Source organism: Pelolinea submarina (genome assembly GCF_003966975.1).
Classification (GTDB): domain Bacteria; phylum Chloroflexota; class Anaerolineae; order Anaerolineales; family Anaerolineaceae; genus Pelolinea; species Pelolinea submarina.
This window is the reverse complement of sequence record NZ_AP018437.1, coordinates 809,178-826,375: the sequence shown is the minus strand read 5'-3', so window position 1 is coordinate 826,375 and position 17,198 is coordinate 809,178. Positions and strand designations below refer to the sequence as shown.

Below are 17,198 nucleotides of genomic sequence, written 5' to 3'. Positions count from 1 at the left end.
CACCTCCTCTCTTTTCTTTTAAATAATCCAATATAAAAATGGCAGTACTATTGCCCTAAACCTAACTCGGCGATATATGCAAAAATGTCGTCGTACAACTTTTCCTGGCCAACCGTGCTGATCAGAGGTACACCACTGAAGACTCTTACATCCTCGCGTACGCCTGTCTGAGCAGTAGCCACAATTACATCGGGATGCATGCTTTCAACTAACATGTTGATATCTGCAATCTTGCCTTTTTTGGTGACAACTTTCACTTTGCGGCGCTTAGCTTCATTTTCCAACTTCACAGCGGCGAGATTGGAGGTGGCAATTGAAGAACCGCACATTACTAAAATTACTGCTGGTCTACCCATTTCTAAAAATCTCCTTTTCTTATAAAAATAGGCGTTGTAATAACAGCGCCATTATTTCTCGACAAAATCTTTTAAGTGCGCAACAAGTTCTTCCATATCTTCCTGTAAACCAACAGAAATTCGGAAGTGGGTATCGGGTTCAAGCCCGGCCTTCTTGGCGAAACTGCGTACAAAAAAGCCCATTTCCAACAAATAATCCACACATTGCGTGGCTGTCTTTCCGGATTCTTTCACGTCCACCATCACGAAGTTGGCCTGCGAGGGGATCGGGCGGAAACCGGGGATCTTGGCTAATTCAGCGGTGAGCCATTCGCGCGTGTCCACCAGTTTTTTGAAGATCTTGCGGCAATCGTTCAGATTGTCCATGCAAGCTTCACCGGCCGCCATGGCAGCCAGGTTTACGTTGAAAATGTGGCGGGAGCGGTTGATGAAACGGATCAATTCCGGATTGGCCAGCATGTACCCCAAACGGATACCTGCCAGGCAGAAGCCTTTACTGAAAGTGCGCATGACAATCAAGTTGTCATATTTGTTTACCCATTCGGACACGGAAGTGCCTGCGTCGGCCATTTCGATATATGCTTCATCTACGATGATCAGCTTGCCGGTTTCCAGCATACGGGCGATTTCTTCACGCGGCATGACGGTGCCCATCGGATTATTCGGCCGTGAGAGCAGTACGAATTTCGTGTTTTCCGAGATGGCAGCCATAACCTGTTCGGCAGCTTTATCCAAACCGGCCGATAATTGAGCATAATTAATTTTCCAGCCGAAGTACTTCAAGCGCGGGACATACGCAGAATAATCGGGTTGAACCAAAATTGCTTCATCTTTATCTGGTGCAGCCATGAGCACCTGGAAAAGCAAATCAAGCAGTTCAATGGAACCGTTACCCAAGGCAACATTTTCTGTTTTTACCGAACAATAATCTGCCAGTTTTTTCCGCAGGGAAACCGCGTATGTGGCATCTTCAGCGTAATAATTTGCCTTGTCGGCAATGTTGCGAATCGCTTCTTGAACGGCCGGAATAGGCGCGTAATTGGATTCGTTGGACATTTCACGGCGGATGGAAGGATCCTGCCAGCACTGTGTCACATGGATCTGGTCGTAATCTGGAATATCAAATAAACGAGGATTTACAATTTCTTTGAAATTCATTTAAACAAAATCTCCTTATATTATTTATAAATTAGCCCATCTTTTCACGAATCATGGAAATCAATTCTTCCGGGTCACCGCTATTTTTAAAATCGATCAATACCTGGGGGACTTCCATTAAACTGGAAAACGAACGCAGGAAATCCAAGTGTTCTGAGGCATCTTCGATGGTCAACATGAAAACCAATTCTGCGTTAACCAAACCACCTTCACCGCCCATGGGATCGAAGATTACCGGTTCATCAAGGATTGCGATTGTAAGGGAGGGTTTGATCGTCCATTCCGCATCTGCATGCGGAACTGCAACTTCGATTTCAGGGGTGTGCAGGCCGGTGGGATATTTTGCTTCCCGTTCCAAAATGGCTTGACAATATCCGGGCCGGGCATATCCGGCCGCGATGGCTGCGTCGGATAACTCCTGCAGCACTTCTTCTTTGCTGGTTTTTGTGCTTTTAATGACAATTAGATTTGATAATAGATCAGCCGCCACGTTTGATGACACCTCTATGTTAAAGATTTTTACTTTTAAAAAATAATGACTTAAAAATTTTTCTGATTATTAAAAATATCTTCAAGCATTATACAAACGGAAGGCTTAATCGAGATGTGCGCTTCTTGCCATAATTTCTTGTGACAAATATAAACTGTGTGATAAAATTTTGGGCATGTTAACGCGCGCCCCTGAGATCAATATTCGCCAGCAATCCATCCTGCGTGCCCTGCTCTCCGCCAATGGGAAGGCCACTTTATCAGAACTTTCCGAACAGACCGGTTTGAGCCCTCGCGTAATTCGCTATAACATGGAAGTTGTACGTTCCTGGTTGAAATGCGCCGAGGTTAGTTTTATCAACCGGCCCGGCTATGGCGTCGAAGTTGTAGCCGCACAAGACAAAAAGAATAAGCTGCTGGACATTATAAACAACCTGGAGGACTGCGATATCGTCCTCTCGCGGCAGGAGCGCGTTCGGATTATCCTGCTTTACCTGCTGCTGGTAGAGGAGCCTATCTCCACCAAACAGTTGGTGGAGGTGGAAGATTTTTCCCGCTCCACGCTCTTTAAGGATATTTGCGAAGTGGAGACCTGGCTGAATAATTTTGGACTGAAGCTCCAGCGCAAATCGGCAAAAGGATTGTGGATCGAGGGTCCGGAGGTGTCACGCCGCTTCGCCATGGTCAGGCTGCTGCGCTATGAATTGGGGGACAAAAACTGGTATCTGCTTTCCAACGTCTTTCTGCACTCGACAAAATTCTGCAATTCCTGCATCTCCAGTCGTTTTGAGCTATTCATAAACCAGCTTGAATTACCTTTCTGCCGCCAAATCGTACACTTCATTGAAGAAAACATCGGCATGAATATGTCGGTTATTTCACGTTCAACCATCATGGTGTACCTGGGCGTTGCCATCATGGCCATGCGCATTGGCAATATTATCGAAGGAGATGTCGATCCCGATATTACCGAGACAGATGAATTCTCCATCACGCAAGTGATCGGTTCACAAATTGAAAAGAAATACGATATTAAAATCAGCGAAAAAGAACTGGAAATCATCGCCTCGCTGATAATCAGCACCAAGTGGGACAATATTTACCATTTTTCCGATGAAAGTAACCCACCGCAGCAGGTTGCGACCAAGAGAAGCGAACAAATTGCCACAAAAATCATCGATATTTGCTCCATGCGTCTGCATCCCATGCTTAAAATCGATGAGGTTTTGAATCACGAATTAGCCTTGCACCTGGATTACACCCTTTTCAGGATGAAACATCACGTTCCACTGCGCAACGCCAGCCTGCCGATCATCCAACAAAAATACCCGCAGGTTTATCAGGCTGCCGAGAGCAGTATTCAGGTTCTGCGGGAAGAAGTGATGAACGATGTGCCGGCGGAAGAGATCGGTTTTATCGCCATGTACCTGTTGGCCGGTCTTGAACGGCTGCGGACAGTGGAAGATTCACGTCTTTCCGTCATCATTGCCAACGACGGCGTCCGTTCAAAAAGCTCACTGCTGAAATCGCGCCTGGAATATGAATTTCCAAACCTAAAAGTCGCGCAAATTATCAATACCTTCGATGATTTGCAGGAACCCAACCAGAACGCCGAGGCCATCATCAGCACCATCCCAATTGAGGATGTGTCTTTACCGGTCATTGAAGTCAGTCCTTTTCTCGAGGTTGAGGACATCAAGAACATCCAGCGCTGGATCACCGAAAAGAACCAGACCAACCAGGAACACAGGCTTACCTACCTCGAACAGCAAAATTCTCTGGTCGATCTGGTGAAGATGTCCCATATTAGCCTGGTACCCAAAGCTGATTCCTGGCAGGAATTCGTTGAACTTGCCAGTCAGCCATTAGTTCAGAATCAATGTATCCAACCGCGTTATGTGGACGCCATGATCAGCCTGATCGAAGACCACGGCTTTTATATGTACATGGGCTCAGGCACGCTGCTGCTGCATGCCAAACCGACAGATGGGGTCAATGAATTGTGCATGAGCATGATGCGTTTGTCACAACCATTCCATTTTGATAACAGCCATATACCGGATGTGGATCTGGTCTTTGTTTTAGGCGCCACCGACGATAATTCACACCTGACCGCCCTGTTCCAGCTGAACGAGCTGGTGCAAATTCCCGAATTTATGAGTGAATTGCGCAAAGCGGGCAAATCCGCCGAGATTATTCATTTATTATGGGAATGGCTGCCAAAACTAACCGGTAAAATTTAAAGCCTTTTACGGCACTCTTTTGCGAGTTTTTCACCAAAAAGAGTATCTTTGTCACAAGTAGTTGTTACAAAAACAAAACAAACAATATCCATAGCCCTATTCTATAATCTAATCGTTCTAATCTCCTACTCCGTGCTTCAACGCGCGCCGTAAAAGACTGGGCAGTTAAATTGAATTCTTTCTGGAGCGATAAATGGTTGAAACTGAACTGACTTTAAATAACGATCAGGGACTGCACGCACGGCCGGCTGATTTATTTGTGCGTACAGCTAATAAGTTTAAGAGCGACATTACCGTCCGCAATCTCTCCACCGGGTCAAACGATGTCAACGCTAAAAGTATTCTACGTATCCTCTCTCTGGGAGTTTACAGCGGCCACACCATCCAGATCATGGCAAACGGTGAAGACGAAAATCAGGCCATCGAAGAAATCGTGACCCTGGTAAACCACAACTTTGAATAGAAACGCGAATATCGCGAAAAAATATTGTCAGGTGGAGTAAATACTAACTATGGCTTTAAACCCGTTCCAAATGGCACAACAACAGTTCGACCATGTCGCCGACATGCTGAAATTAAGCCCGACCGTGCGCGAGTTCCTGCGCTGGCCCCAGCGCGAGTTCCACTTCCACATTCCGGTGCGTATGGATTCCGGAGAAGTGCGCATCTTCCAGGGCTACCGCGTACAACATAACGACGCGCGCGGGCCAAACAAAGGCGGACTGCGCTTCCATCCATCCGAGACCATCGATTCCGTACGCGCTCTGGCCACCTGGATGACCTGGAAATGCGCTGTCGCTGACATCCCGCTGGGCGGCGGAAAGGGCGGCGTAATCGTTGACCCTTCCACCCTCTCCAACAGCGAAAAAGAGCGCCTGGTGCGCGGCTGGGTGCAGCAAATGTGGAAGAACATCGGGCCGCGGCAGGACGTACCCGCCCCGGATGTGGGCACCACCCCGCAGATGATGGGCTGGATGATGGATGAATATTCCAAGCTGACCGGCCAATACACCCCCGGCGTTATTACCGGTAAACCGGTAGGCGGCGGCGGTTCACTGGGCCGCACGGAAGCCACCGGCTTCGGCGTAGTCTATACCATCCGCGAAGCTATGCAGCACCTCAAGCTGGAAAGCGGCAAGACACGCGCCGCCATTCAGGGCTTTGGCAATGTTGCCCAGTATGCAGCCATCGGCTACAAGCAAATCCTGGGCGGCAACGTGGTATGCGTTTCCTATTGGGATCGCGACGACCGCGCCTCTTATACCGTCAGCAAGGAAAAAGATTTTGACCCGCAGTTCCTGCAAAGTATTACCGACCAATACGGCAGCATCAATAAAGCCAAAGCCGTGGAAGCCGGATATCAAATTGAAAGCGCCGATGCCTGGCTGAGCAAGGATGTGGATGTGCTCATTCCGGCAGCATTAGAAGGACAAATCAACGCCCAGAACGTGGCGGAGATCAGCAAAACCGTCAAGATCATCGCCGAAGGCGCCAACGGCCCCACCACCCCGGATGCCGACACGGTCATCCGCGAACGCGGCATCTTCTTGCTGCCCGATTTCCTGTGCAACAGCGGCGGTGTGACTGTCTCTTATTTTGAGTCCGTACAGAACGATATGAATTATTACTGGCCGAAAAATGAGGTCTTGGAAAAAGAAGACCACATTCTGACAGGCGCGTTCCACGCTGTGCTGGACATGGCTTTATCCGAAAATGCCTACATGCGCGACGCGGCCTACATGGTCGCCATCGCGCGCGTGGTCAAAGCCATGCAGCTGCGCGGCTGGATCTAAATTAATGTAAACATTAACCCCCGGGATATCTCCTTTTCAAGGAAACAGCTCACGGTTCGTGAGCTGTTTCTGTTAAAGTCGATGGGGTATTTACTGTGGCGAGATCTTGAACAGGCGGTATTTCGTTAAAGTATCCGGAAAATCGTACACCATCACCGCCCAATCATAAGCTCCGTCGTAAATACCCGGATAGGTGCGCGAGAAAACGTTACCTTCTTCCGGTATCAGGATATAAGCCACCTTGCCCTGCGGATATTGCAGCGCGGCAGGAAAATCGGTATCGTTGGTAATCATCAAACGCTCAGGATGCTTCGCGTCCAGGATGACATAGTAACTCTTGTTGGCATCCACCATCACCAGACCTTCCCGCGATACCTCGTCCACCTTAGCCGCCAGGATGGGCGCGTCATGCCTGAAGATGTAGTAGCTGTCGCTGGTACGCCGTTCCGGCTCGCTGGCCGGATGCATGAGATAAGCGCCCAAACGCTGCATATCCCCGCCGGTATTCTCGTCCGAGTACATGGTGTTTACGGAGATTGGAATGCTGATAATGAACAGGAAAACCAGCAGCCCCACAAAGAGGTTGCGCCAGCGCCTCTGAAGAATGCGATACAGCATGCCGATTTCAATCGCGCCATAAGGAATGGCATAGAACCAGTAGCGCAGCCAGGTAGCCAACGACCCGCTGAACACCTGATAGGCTGTAAAAGCCGGAATGCTGAACAGAATGAACAGCAGGCCGATCATCTTGCGATTACGCTTTACAAAAGCGGTCAATAAAACAATCACCGAACCGATCAGGAAAGCAATGTTCTGCTGCGCCAGGCGCTTGAAAGTATATGAAATGGTATAGAAAATGTTATTCCAGGCCAGGAAAAGCGGGTGAGTCACGCCGGCATTGCTGGCAATATCGGTAGCGTTGGCCAGGCTGTATTCACTTTGCAGGAAATACAACGGGCTGTCCATCACCATCCAGTTGAGGAACAGCCAGATGGCTACCGCGTAAGCGGGTGGGACCATCACGGCCAACAGGCGCCCTTCCATCTCATCGCGCCAGTCACCCGACTCCGGCCAGTACACCAGCACCAACGCGATTGCTACGCCCAGTATGAGCGCCAGTGCTTCGTAGCGCACCATGAAACCGGCCGCCAGGCCCGCACCGCAGATCACCCAGGAACGCGTGCCGTAAGGCATCTGCATGTAGCCCCAGATCACCACTAGGATAAAAAACAGGATGATGGGTTCGGCCATACCGCTGCCGCACAGGAAAACGTAGTTGGGATGCAGCATGGTCAGCGCCAGCAGCAGCCAGCGTACTTTATCGGGAACTTTCAGCCGCCCAAGGACTACATCCAGCATCACCAATGATCCCGCGCCGAACAGCGCCGAAATGATCGGCCCGGCCATGACCGTCAGCCCCAGCGGTTTCAGGATGGGCAAGAGCGGCAGCTGCATCAAACTCGGTAGCGGCGGCCAAATAAAACCGATGGCCGCCAGGTGCGGGTCGCGGGAATACAACACGTAATAAGCATTGGCTGTGCGCGAGAGCGCGTCGCCGTTGCCCAGGTAAATATACAGGTTGAATAACGCGCCGACAGCCAGGTAAAAAATCAGGCTGGTCCAAAATACCACGCGGGACTCTTTTTTGGAGATATAGATAAGCTCCATTATGCTGCGCCGTTCTTTTTGCGGGCGCAGTTTGGAGGTGGCCGGCAGCCGGGAGAGAATGTCACCGTGGTTCATGATTCGCTCTGCTCCTTATTCTCTTCAACGTTGAGTCCGTGAATGGTTTTTTCCCAGAAATGCGGCTTGGTCAGCAATTGGATAAAACCCTTCCAGGCGCCAACGCTCATCAGAGCCCAATAAGCCGGACTGAAGAGTGTGACACGCACCATGTCATAGTACTTGCGCCGCATGGCGCCGGCAATATTGACGTAGGTGAACACGAAATTGCCGATATACAAGCAGATGGCGCCGATAAAGAAGATCACTCCGGGAAAGAGCAGCTGGATCAGGTCCCAGTGGAAGAAATACCAGGCCGAGGTCATCAGCCAGTAGATCGGGTTGACCAGCAGCGAGAAAAAGGTGCCGCCGATCAATAGCTGGAAGCTGAAGAAAGCCCGCGGACCGATGTCGCGCAGTAACCTGAACGGGTGACGCATGTGCACCAGCCAGGTCTGGATATACCCCTTGATCCAGCGCGAACGCTGGCGGATCCAGTTGCCCACGCGGCTGTTGGCTTCTTCGTAGGTGGTGCTGTCCACAATGCGGGTGCGGTAGCCGCGTTTGTACAAGCGGATGCCCAGGTCGGCGTCCTCGGTTACGTTATACGGATCCCAGGCGCCCACTTCAATCAGCGAAAAGGTCTTGAAATGGTTGGAGGTACCGCCCAGCGGGATGGGCGCGTGCGCGTCATCCAACCCCGGCAGCAGCAGGTCAAACCACATAGAATACTCGGAGGTAAACCACTGGGTAAGCACATTTTGAGAGCGGTTGTAATAGTTCAACTTGGCCTGGATGCAAACCACGTCCGCCGGCACCTTGCGAAAAGCCACCACCACGCGTTTGAGCTGATCGAGCTCAGGCAGGTCCTCGGCATCGTAGATCACCAGGTATTCGCCGCGCGCGTGGATCAATCCGTAATTGCACGCCTTGGGCTTGGTCTTGGGCTGCGCGTCCGGCACCACCACCGCATGGATAAAATCCGGCGGTTCGGAAAGATAATACGCGTCGATGGTTTCCTGATCCCCGGCTTCCATCAGGATCTTGATATCCAATTTAGCAGTCGGGTAATCCAGTTCACCCAGGCGTTTAAGCAGCTTGGGCAGCACCTGGGCTTCCTTATATACCGGCACCAGGATGGTGTAAATAGGCAGGTCGCGGTCTTTGAGCGCGGCCACATCTTCATCGGTCACATCCACTTCCAAATCGCTACTGATGGCGTTGGTGATCATGATCGCCTTGTAACCCGAGAACAGCAGGTAGATGATGCTGATCAGCGAGTTGGTTATCACCAGGTAGCTGACGTAATCCCACGCCAGCCAGATAATGGATATGGCCAGGAAAGTGAAGAAAACAATCAATTGCCCGCTGCTGAAAACGCGGAAAGCCGAATCCTCGGGAGAGCGCTTGAGCAATTCGGACGTGCTTTTGTCCAGGTATTCATCCTGGTAAAGGCGTTCCATGGCCAAATCGAAATCATTCTCGCTGACCAGAATAGGCGTGACCTTTTTTCCCAGCGCCCGTTCCACGCTGCCCTTGCCGGATTCGTTGAGCGGATCCACCATGGCCAGGTAGACCTGATCATCGCTGACAGCCAACGGCAGCAGGCCCTCGCGGCGTTCCTCCTCCGGGTCCAACAAGCGCGCGGCTTCTTCGCTCAGCGCTGCGCTGGAAAGGTCGAACAGCGGCAGGTGCGCCTGATGCGCCAGGAACGCGTACAATTCCGCTTCACTGATATAACCGCGGTGCACCAGCGCGCGTCCCAAACGGATATTGCTGCTGCGTGCCAGCGCCAGCGCGTTATTCAATTGGCTGAGTGTGATGCGCCCGGCCAGCAGCAGGGAAGTGCCCAGGTTCATCTGGCCCAGCAGGCGCTGGATGGCATCTTCGATTTCCGCGCGCGAAGCCAGGCAGGGGATGATATTCTGTCCCAGCAGGAAAGTCAATTCCTGCTGCGTATCTTCAAACAACGGGTTGGCGAAAGCCACCTTAAGGCCGTCGGCTGCCTGCGCGATGGGGATGGCCGTCAGGCGCCGGGCGGTGTTTAAATCCAGCAAGCGCGCGGCATCCGCGTCCAGCTTTTCCTGCCAGCGCCGTGTAGTTCGCAGCTGGCCCAGCGCGTCGTAGCTCTCTTCGAGCGTTTCGGTCAGGCCTAAGTCCACCAATTCAACACCCCGCACAGACGCCAGGATGGGATAGAGCGCGTCAGCCGGGATATTCAACTCCAACAGAGTTTCGTCGAGCGCCTTACCCTGTTCGCTCACGGCCGCGGCCGCCTGCAGGGCGTCGGATTGCGAGAGCAAGCCCGCGCTTACCAATGCATCGGTATATTTGAAGATAATTCCGGCCTGGGGCGTGCTGCGGCTGAAACGGTAAAAACGGTTCAGAGCCGCAAGCAGGGCCGTCTCCGGTACCAGCAGCGGCCAAATACGCTTGCCGCTGCGTTCGGCAGCTTCTCCCAGCGCTTCGCAGCTGCGCAAATCGCTCACAGCCACCCAAAGATCGCCCTGATTCTCAAACAGCGGCAGTAGTTTTCGCTCCAGGGCCAGTTCGGAAGGCAGCAGCTTCATCAGGCGCTCATCGAATTGGAAATATTCCAGGGAGATAAAGGGAATGCCGCTGATCAGGCTGTAGATTTCAGCCAGATCAAGCTCGTTCAGTAAATTTGCTTCCAGCAGCGCGGCTGGCAAGTCCTGATCGGAGATGCCTTTTTCGTACTGTTCGTCCAACTGTTCGCGCTGGAGCAATCCTGTGTTAAGCAAAAATTCACCAAAAGTTACGGTATTGATTTGCGGTCCGCCAAGCCCTGCGCGGGTGCGTAAGGCCTGCTGCGCGGACTTCTGCAGACGCCGGATTAAACCCGCTTCCATCAGACGCGCATCCACCCGCCCGCCGCTGAAAGCGCGTGCCATCGCCAGCGCTTCTTCATTGACAGCCGCCATGCCCAATACCAATGTGCCGTCTTCCCGGTTCAAGGGCAGCAACTCGAATTGCAGCAGCAAGTTTTCCGGCAGTACATTCCACAGCGCGCTCACGCGTGTTTCAATATCCGCCGGCAGATCGCGCGCGTGTACCGGGATGACCCCGCTGACTTCGGCGGCCGCATCCAGCCAATCCTCTGCTTTTACATCAAACTGTTCTCGTAAAATAACCGCCAGGGAAATACCGCTGCGCGCATGAAGCTCCTGCGCCAGAGCTAGCTCATCGGATCGCAGGAATTTTTCCGTCACCAGCCAGTTCGCCGTACGGCACTCGTTGAGCGGTTCAAATTCAATTGGACGCGGCCGGTAGATCTGCTTGCGCAGCTGCGCATACGTGGCCGGGTCGCAGGTCACCAGACGATAGTTGAAGTCCAGGTCCCGCAGTCCGGCGTCAATCTTCAAGGCCCTTTCGGGATCGACTGCCAGATAGAGTGTACTGCCCACCCACCATAGCGGCAGGACGCCCAGCGCTTCGGCCTGCTCAAAGGGCATGAATAAATTCATGCCTTCCAGCGGGCTGGCGCTGCTGGTGCGCAAATGCGGCAGATTCACAAAGAATCCCAGCGTTTCGGCATATTGTTCGGCATTGATCCAGCGTTTTTCCAGCGCGACCTGCCCTAAATCGGCCTTCCCAGTTGGCTGTTTTTCAGCCTCATGGATTTGGTCTTCGCGCAGCAGCCCCAGCAAGCGCAGCGCTGTCTGCATGGAGAACGCTTTGGGAGATTCGTCCGCTTCTTCATAGAGGTAACAGCGTGCGGTGCGCACATCCGGCAGCGAAGCCTGCACCATATCCAGGGGATAGCGCAGTGTTCGCTGCAATGCCGCAATACCGGCGCGCGTGAGCGGATATGCGCAAGCTGCCTGCAGGCGGTTATCGTACAGGGTCAATGGGACTAGCTCAAAATCCCGGGCGATTTTAAGCGGAACCAGGCGCGATACGTAAGCCCCCGTTGCTGCACCATTGATCTGGTAATTCGGATGGGTTGATTGAGCAGTCATGTTTTCCGTTATGTGTAAATTAGGCCGCTGTTTCGGAAAAAATTACCATTTACCGATAGAGGGGCATTTGATCATCAATCTTTTTTCTTATCGATCGAATCACGATAAACGTCGCTGTCCTCATCGTCGCTTTTAATAATACGTTCGCGCAAAGCCAGGTACGTCACCACGACCACCACGATTAGCAGCGGGATGGAAAAATATCCCACCAGCATGCTAACGAACAGACCCAGCCAGATAATCAGGGTAAATATCACTGAGACATTCACCGAAACAATCTTCCAGATCCGTTCCCATAATTGATGATCTTCAGTTTGGTTGGTCACTTTTTCAATCCAATTTAATCTCGATCTGCATACTGCGCTTGGATTCATCGACATTCTTTAGTATAAATTGCGGCAGCGTGCGCAGCGTTCCCGGCAAGTCGGCCCCGGCGGGTGTAACACGCGCGACCAAAGTATTGCCGTCCAGCCGGACCAGGTGAAAATCGGCAGCCGCACCGCTTTCGGTGAATGACTTTTCAACGCTCGGCAGGTCATCCATGCTGGTAAAACCGCCCACTTCCACACGCCACTCCTCCGGCCCCAAAGGCTCCTCTACAAGTTCAGTGGATTCCATTTCGGGCGCGGCGCTTTCCTCTTCTTCCGGTGTACGCTTCTCAACCGCACTGCGCAAGCGCGCGGCCGGAACAACCGATTGTTCGGAACTAACCGCGAATTTCAGCGCCAGTTCGGCCTGGTTGAGCAGCGCCTCTTCGGTCACCGCATCACCCGGAACACCGGCTATGCCAATGACCACTTCCGCGCGTACCTTTCGGAAGATGCGATCCACCAGACGCAGTGCCAGGATCTGCGCGCCTTCGGCAGTGGTTTCCGGCAGGACGACACCGATCTTTTCGCCAATGAAGGGGATATCGATGTCTTTACGCAGGCTGTTGATAACAACCTCGATTATCTGTCCGTACAGGTTCGTAAGTTCGGTTTCGGAAATATCCGCCTGTTCCGGCAAGAGCAGTTGAATCAGAATCAACGACAAATCTTTTTTATAGCGCACACTGCGCAGCACTTCGGCTTTCATGCGCTGCCGGGCATACTTCCATCGCAGAATACCGGTGGATTGGTCGTATTGGACCAGGTCGTCCAGCAGGTTCTGCTCTTTCCGGAACAAGTCGCGCAGGCCGCCAATCTGGTTCGCCACCATATTGCCCAGCAGCGAAGTCACCAGAAAAACGCCGAAAGCCAGCGCGCTGGTAAGCGCCATACTGCGGCTCAATCCGAACAGGCTGTAGCTGATCAAGGCGTAAACCAGGCTGCCGATTATCAGAGAAAGCCAGGAAGCCAACGGGAAGGGGCGGATGATGGAAAGCACCGCGATAAAAATCAATATAGCGATAGCTGCCAGGGAAGTTTGGAGATTCATGGCAACCAAAACAACCGCGGAAAGAATGCACCAAATTAAAACAACGGCGGTATAGATGGATGTCTTTTGCAGATTTAAGAATGTTTTTTTCATGGGAACCTCTACCTGTCTTTGCCATTCTTTCCGAACGTGACCGCTACATGCAGCACCAGGATCACCAATGTGATCAATAAAATTGCCAGGGCTGCGTAAAGCACGCCGTTAGGTTGGAACCAGACTGTCAGCGATTGCTCGTTCTGCGCCGCAGGCGAGAGGCGGGTTGATTCCTGTGCCGAGTCTTGCGCCCAAATACTGACCGCTTGTGTGTCTGAAGTCGTCAGCGCCAGGTCACCGACTAATAAAACCGACTGGCCGGCGTCGGCTAACTGAGCTGCCGCTGAAAGCATGCCCTTTTCCGTGTTGCCGCTTACCACCAATGTGGGTACATGTTTTTCGTTGACAAAAGCTTCGATTATGCCGGTATCGATCTTGCTGGTATCGATGGTGGGCAGTCCGGACACCGCCTGCGCTTCGCCGCTGACAGGGTCAAAAGACTGCGGCAGCTGATCATTGACGGCCAGGATAGCGCCGTTCTTCAGCGGCAGGCCGATGTAGATACGATAAGGCAGACTGTCGCTGTATTGATCCGCCTGCGCCGCGCTCAATACCGTGGGCATCAGTTGGTCGCCCGAAGCGACTTCACCCAGGCGCACGGCCAGCGCGCTCATGGCAGCCGCGTCGGCCGCACCGGGCGCATCCGGCAGGACAAAGGCCAGCTGCGACAGATCGCCGGCGCCCATATAGGTATAAGGGAATCCGGCAATGTTAGCCGTCACCTGATCGGGTGCGGTTGGGAAAGTGATTTGTGTATCGCTGACCACCGTCAACCAGGCACGGTTGTAATTATCCTGTGTGCAATAATTTTGGTCATTGCTGAAATCATCCGAAAGCTGAATGGAAGATTGGATGGCCAGGTAATTGACCCCGGTGGTAAAGAAACTCAGCGGTAATTGAAATGATTCGGTGCGGTCGCTGGAATCGCCGCCGTTGATAACCACGCTGCCAACCGGCAGGCCGTTGACGGTGACCGTCAGGGTAAAGCGGTCGCCCTGCAGCAGCGCCGAGTGAATGAAATGCAAGTCGAGCACGGCAGCGCTGTTGTTTTGCCATAAGGCGCTGAGCGGAATGGCAAAACTGGTTTTTTGTTCGCGCGAACCGTAAACAGCCGTATCGGTATAACCCAAATCGCTCAATGAGTATGAGACACTGTTGGCCCGCGCCTCGCTCCGGCTTTCCGGCACATCCAGGATATACGCTGTGTCTCCGGAAAGGCGCGGGATCAGGGCCGTGCTGGTCAGGGCTTGTCCGGCCTTTTCCACATCGGCCTGCTCCATGCCGGTCACTGCCAGCAGCAGCGCGCTGCTGTCAAACGGGGATACCTGTTCAAACAGCACCCCGCCTCCGGATTTTCCCGGCTGCATCGTACTGCCGGGCAGGATCTGGTTCAGCCTGTCATAATCGGCAATCACAATCAGATTGCCCTGGGGTTTGCTTTTCAGGGCCGCCTCGATGGTCATGGTGTTTACTTCCAAAGGCCGCCACCCGCCGGACAACTTACCCAATTTGGCGCTGACCGCCGCCAAAGCGTTCAGATCGCCGCTACCGGGTTGGGCGGGTACCAGCAGGGTTACGTGATTGGTTACCACCGGGCTGGCATCGATGAAAGGCAGCGGAAAGACACTTAAGTCCGCTTTGGGCGTTGCCGTGGTGGGTTCCAATTTCAATGAAGTGGCACGCTGCACTACCGCCCAAACAGCCGGATTATCCACATCGTTGCAGAACTCATCCGAGATACCCATGTAGAACTCTACATGCAGGGTGTTGTAACCGGCTACCAGGTAATCTGCCGGAATTTGCAATTCCAGCGAGCCGTCAGAGGCATTCTCTGCCGTCAGCGCCTGGCTGCCCAAACGCACATCGTTCCAATCTACCGCCAGGGTGGATTTTTCATTTAATGTAGGCGAATGGCTGAATTTCAGAGTAAGTACAGCCGGGCTGCCATACACCCAACCGGCCGGCAGGTTGATACCGTAATCACGGCTGACCAGAATGCCCTGGTAAGTATCATCACCGGCCAGGCCGAAGTCTTCCAGCGTAAATGTACGCTGGGTGGTCTGAACCGTTGGCGCCGCCAGCGCGAACGCGTATGTCTGTATTAGTAAGGAAGCGCTAATGAGCAGTGCTGTCAGTACTATTTTCCCCTTGGATGATTGTTTTTTTGTGGTCATAGAACCCTCGCCTGTGCTATATTGTTAGCCAATTTATCTGGAAAACAGTTGTTCGGTGTTTATTGAATATACAATTAGTCCCCGACTTTCGCAAGTTTGTAATGCCTTGATTAATTTAAAAAACCGATCGAATCAACGACCGGTTTCGCTAATAGCGCTAATGAGCTGCGGATCCACGCTGTATAACGCAGGATCAAAGCGATCAGAAAAGTCCAGCTTCGTTACTCTCGAGTGTTTTTGCATTATATCAAAATACTTCCCATATCAATCAGTTTTAGAATATTTTTATATAAATCCGATAAATATACAGCGTCAAACAAATAATAAGCCGGCTTCCCAGACTGGAAAGCCGGCTATAAGCGGGGCGATCAAATTGTATTAGCGTTTGATTTTGCGGGACACGCCTTCCATTAACAGGTTGAGGCCGAATAACATCGCACTGGCGGAGAAGAGCAAGCGCTGCCAGTTGGTCAGCGGGAATGTGTTATCCACACCCGTCACCGGGATCAGGATCAACTCTTCTGTCGGTCCGCCGGCCGCGGTTTGCGCAGTCACCGGGATGAGAGCTGTGGTTACTGTGGTCGTTTCACCACCACCACCGCCACCGCCGTCGCCGGGATCGTCTTCCTCATAATTGCAGGATTGATCATCCACAGTAGCCAGCGCATTGAAGTTCAGGGCAGTCGGATCGGTGCAGCCATAGACGGTTTCGTCATAGGTGCAGCTCTCGTCATTGGATGTCGCGTTCGGATTGAAGTTCAGCGCGGTTGGGTCGGTGCAGCCATAGACAGTCTCGTCGTAGGTGCAGCTGCCATCATCAGAATTTGCGCTGGGGTTAAAGTTCAGAGCGGACGCATCGGTACAGCCTCTCACGGTCTCTTCTTGATCCGAGACGTACCAGAAATTGATCATGTTATAACCTTTGTACCCCTGACCCTGAGTCTGGTAAGAATACACACTGACGTGGCCGGAATCGTCGTAATTCACACAGAAACTGGAGGACACACAGGTCTCTCCTGAACCTTTCTTGAAGAAATACCAACTATTCCCTTCTTTAATGGCGACAATATTGGCTTCATTTCCGTTGATCTCCGGGAGGTCGTAATCTTTTTCACCATAGGAACCCTGGTCGGAATAATCATTGGGATTGGTGACCGGCTCTGCTGTTTCGCAGGCTGTGTTGGTAACACAATCACCGTTGTTGTAATTGGTGCCAAAGTCCGGGAGTTCGTTCTGGACATTGGGATCGTCACCGATAGGGCTGGAGACTGTCATGGATGAAACACTGAAGGACGTAACCTGCAATTCTTCTTCAGGTTGAGGATCCTCAACCGGCGTCTCTTCAACCAGTGGATCCTGTAAATTCTCATCGCTGGTATTTTCTTCAACGGGGAAAACCTGAGAGTTTTCCTCATTGGATCCTTCATCCGCGGGCGGCGTTGTTTCGCTGGATGAATCAGCGTAAATATTGCGGACTTGCATTGTTCCGGGCAGCGATAAAACACCCAACAAAAGGGTTGTCACCGCTAGAACCATACTAACTTTTCGCATAACTTTAACTTTCTTCATTTTCTACCTTTCTTAATTAAAAAAAACCGGTTGTAATAACCGGTTTCGCTATTGGCTCTGCGGATCCTTTGGCTATTGCTGAGTACTCCCGAACTCTGCCCTAGCTTAAGCGACCAAATGAAAGCTCCGCTTCATCGCCGTTATTCGTACTATTTTGATATACATTATCCGATTATATGTATGCAAAGTCAATGGATCTCTC

At 52.1% G+C, this 17,198-nt stretch carries 12 protein-coding genes; 3 read left to right on the top strand and 9 right to left on the bottom strand.

The genetic code is table 11. From position 1 onward, the window contains the following. Positions 1 to 47: 47 nt before the first annotated feature. Genes Pelsub_RS03775 through Pelsub_RS03765 form a run of 3 tightly spaced genes read right to left on the bottom strand, consistent with a single transcriptional unit; the run spans position 48 to position 2,004 of the window. Positions 48 to 356, bottom strand: coding sequence for a PTS sugar transporter subunit IIB (locus Pelsub_RS03775; protein ID WP_116225857.1), 309 nt, complete (start codon positions 354 to 356; stop codon positions 48 to 50). A gap of 51 nt (positions 357 to 407) precedes the next feature. Continuing rightward, the gene (locus Pelsub_RS03770; protein ID WP_116225858.1) at positions 408 to 1,514 is read right to left on the bottom strand and encodes a pyridoxal phosphate-dependent aminotransferase; all 1,107 of its coding nucleotides are present in this window, start codon (positions 1,512 to 1,514) and stop codon (positions 408 to 410) included. Between the two features lie 31 nt (positions 1,515 to 1,545). Further along, positions 1,546 to 2,004: a PTS sugar transporter subunit IIA gene (locus Pelsub_RS03765; RefSeq protein ID WP_158674964.1), complete on the bottom strand. Its 459-nt coding sequence runs from the start codon at positions 2,002 to 2,004 to the stop codon at positions 1,546 to 1,548. Between the two features lie 175 nt (positions 2,005 to 2,179). On the opposite strand from Pelsub_RS03765, the gene Pelsub_RS03760 reads away from it, so the two are divergent. The 3 genes from Pelsub_RS03760 (at position 2,180) to Pelsub_RS03750 (ending at position 6,039) form a co-directional block, all read left to right on the top strand. After that, entirely contained in the window at positions 2,180 to 4,246 is a 2,067-nt protein-coding gene (locus tag Pelsub_RS03760; protein ID WP_116225860.1) for a BglG family transcription antiterminator, read from the top strand. Between the two features lie 193 nt (positions 4,247 to 4,439). Next, on the top strand, positions 4,440 to 4,709 hold the full coding sequence (locus tag Pelsub_RS03755) for an HPr family phosphocarrier protein (RefSeq protein ID WP_116225861.1): 270 nt from the start codon (positions 4,440 to 4,442) through the stop codon (positions 4,707 to 4,709). 49 nt (positions 4,710 to 4,758) lie between these two features. Beyond that, complete coding sequence (locus Pelsub_RS03750; protein WP_174233246.1) at positions 4,759 to 6,039, top strand: Glu/Leu/Phe/Val family dehydrogenase; 1,281 nt, start codon at positions 4,759 to 4,761, stop codon at positions 6,037 to 6,039. Positions 6,040 to 6,129: 90 nt separating this feature from the next. On the opposite strand, the gene Pelsub_RS03745 is transcribed toward Pelsub_RS03750, so the two are convergent. The 6 genes from Pelsub_RS03745 to Pelsub_RS03720 all read right to left on the bottom strand — a co-directional run bounded on the left by Pelsub_RS03745 (position 6,130) and on the right by Pelsub_RS03720 (position 16,996). Then, positions 6,130 to 7,782 carry a hypothetical protein gene (locus Pelsub_RS03745; RefSeq protein WP_116225863.1) on the bottom strand — a complete coding sequence of 551 codons (1,653 nt, stop codon included), beginning with the start codon at positions 7,780 to 7,782 and terminating at the stop codon, positions 6,130 to 6,132. Next, positions 7,779 to 11,741 (bottom strand): GspE/PulE/PilB domain-containing protein, encoded by a 3,963-nt coding sequence (locus tag Pelsub_RS03740; protein WP_116225864.1) that lies wholly within the window; start codon positions 11,739 to 11,741, stop codon positions 7,779 to 7,781. The genes Pelsub_RS03745 and Pelsub_RS03740 overlap by 4 nt, the downstream gene beginning before the upstream one ends. 74 nt (positions 11,742 to 11,815) lie before the next feature. Beyond that, a complete protein-coding gene (locus Pelsub_RS03735) occupies positions 11,816 to 12,067 on the bottom strand; it encodes a hypothetical protein (RefSeq protein ID WP_116225865.1) in 252 nt (83 codons plus the stop codon). A 4-nt stretch (positions 12,068 to 12,071) separates the two neighbouring features. Next, positions 12,072 to 13,253, bottom strand: a complete 1,182-nt coding sequence (locus tag Pelsub_RS03730; protein WP_116225866.1) for a nucleotidyl cyclase domain-containing protein — start codon at positions 13,251 to 13,253, stop codon at positions 12,072 to 12,074. Between the two features lie 8 nt (positions 13,254 to 13,261). Continuing rightward, a complete protein-coding gene (locus Pelsub_RS03725) occupies positions 13,262 to 15,427 on the bottom strand; it encodes a cellulose biosynthesis cyclic di-GMP-binding regulatory protein BcsB (RefSeq protein WP_116225867.1) in 2,166 nt (721 codons plus the stop codon). 378 nt (positions 15,428 to 15,805) lie between these two features. Then, positions 15,806 to 16,996, bottom strand: a complete 1,191-nt coding sequence (locus tag Pelsub_RS03720) for a hypothetical protein (protein ID WP_116225868.1) — start codon at positions 16,994 to 16,996, stop codon at positions 15,806 to 15,808. Positions 16,997 to 17,198 lie beyond the last annotated feature (202 nt).

Coding starts and splice junctions, on each gene's coding strand:
- Pelsub_RS03775 (WP_116225857.1), bottom strand. CDS start 356: ATGGGTAGACCAGCAGTAATTTTAGTAATGTGCGGTTCTTCAATTGCC.
- Pelsub_RS03770 (WP_116225858.1), bottom strand. CDS start 1,514: ATGAATTTCAAAGAAATTGTAAATCCTCGTTTATTTGATATTCCAGAT.
- Pelsub_RS03760 (WP_116225860.1), top strand. CDS start 2,180: ATGTTAACGCGCGCCCCTGAGATCAATATTCGCCAGCAATCCATCCTG.
- Pelsub_RS03755 (WP_116225861.1), top strand. CDS start 4,440: ATGGTTGAAACTGAACTGACTTTAAATAACGATCAGGGACTGCACGCA.
- Pelsub_RS03750 (WP_174233246.1), top strand. CDS start 4,759: ATGGCTTTAAACCCGTTCCAAATGGCACAACAACAGTTCGACCATGTC.
- Pelsub_RS03745 (WP_116225863.1), bottom strand. CDS start 7,782: ATGAACCACGGTGACATTCTCTCCCGGCTGCCGGCCACCTCCAAACTG.
- Pelsub_RS03740 (WP_116225864.1), bottom strand. CDS start 11,741: ATGACTGCTCAATCAACCCATCCGAATTACCAGATCAATGGTGCAGCA.
- Pelsub_RS03730 (WP_116225866.1), bottom strand. CDS start 13,253: ATGAAAAAAACATTCTTAAATCTGCAAAAGACATCCATCTATACCGCC.
- Pelsub_RS03725 (WP_116225867.1), bottom strand. CDS start 15,427: ATGACCACAAAAAAACAATCATCCAAGGGGAAAATAGTACTGACAGCA.
- Pelsub_RS03720 (WP_116225868.1), bottom strand. CDS start 16,996: ATGAAGAAAGTTAAAGTTATGCGAAAAGTTAGTATGGTTCTAGCGGTG.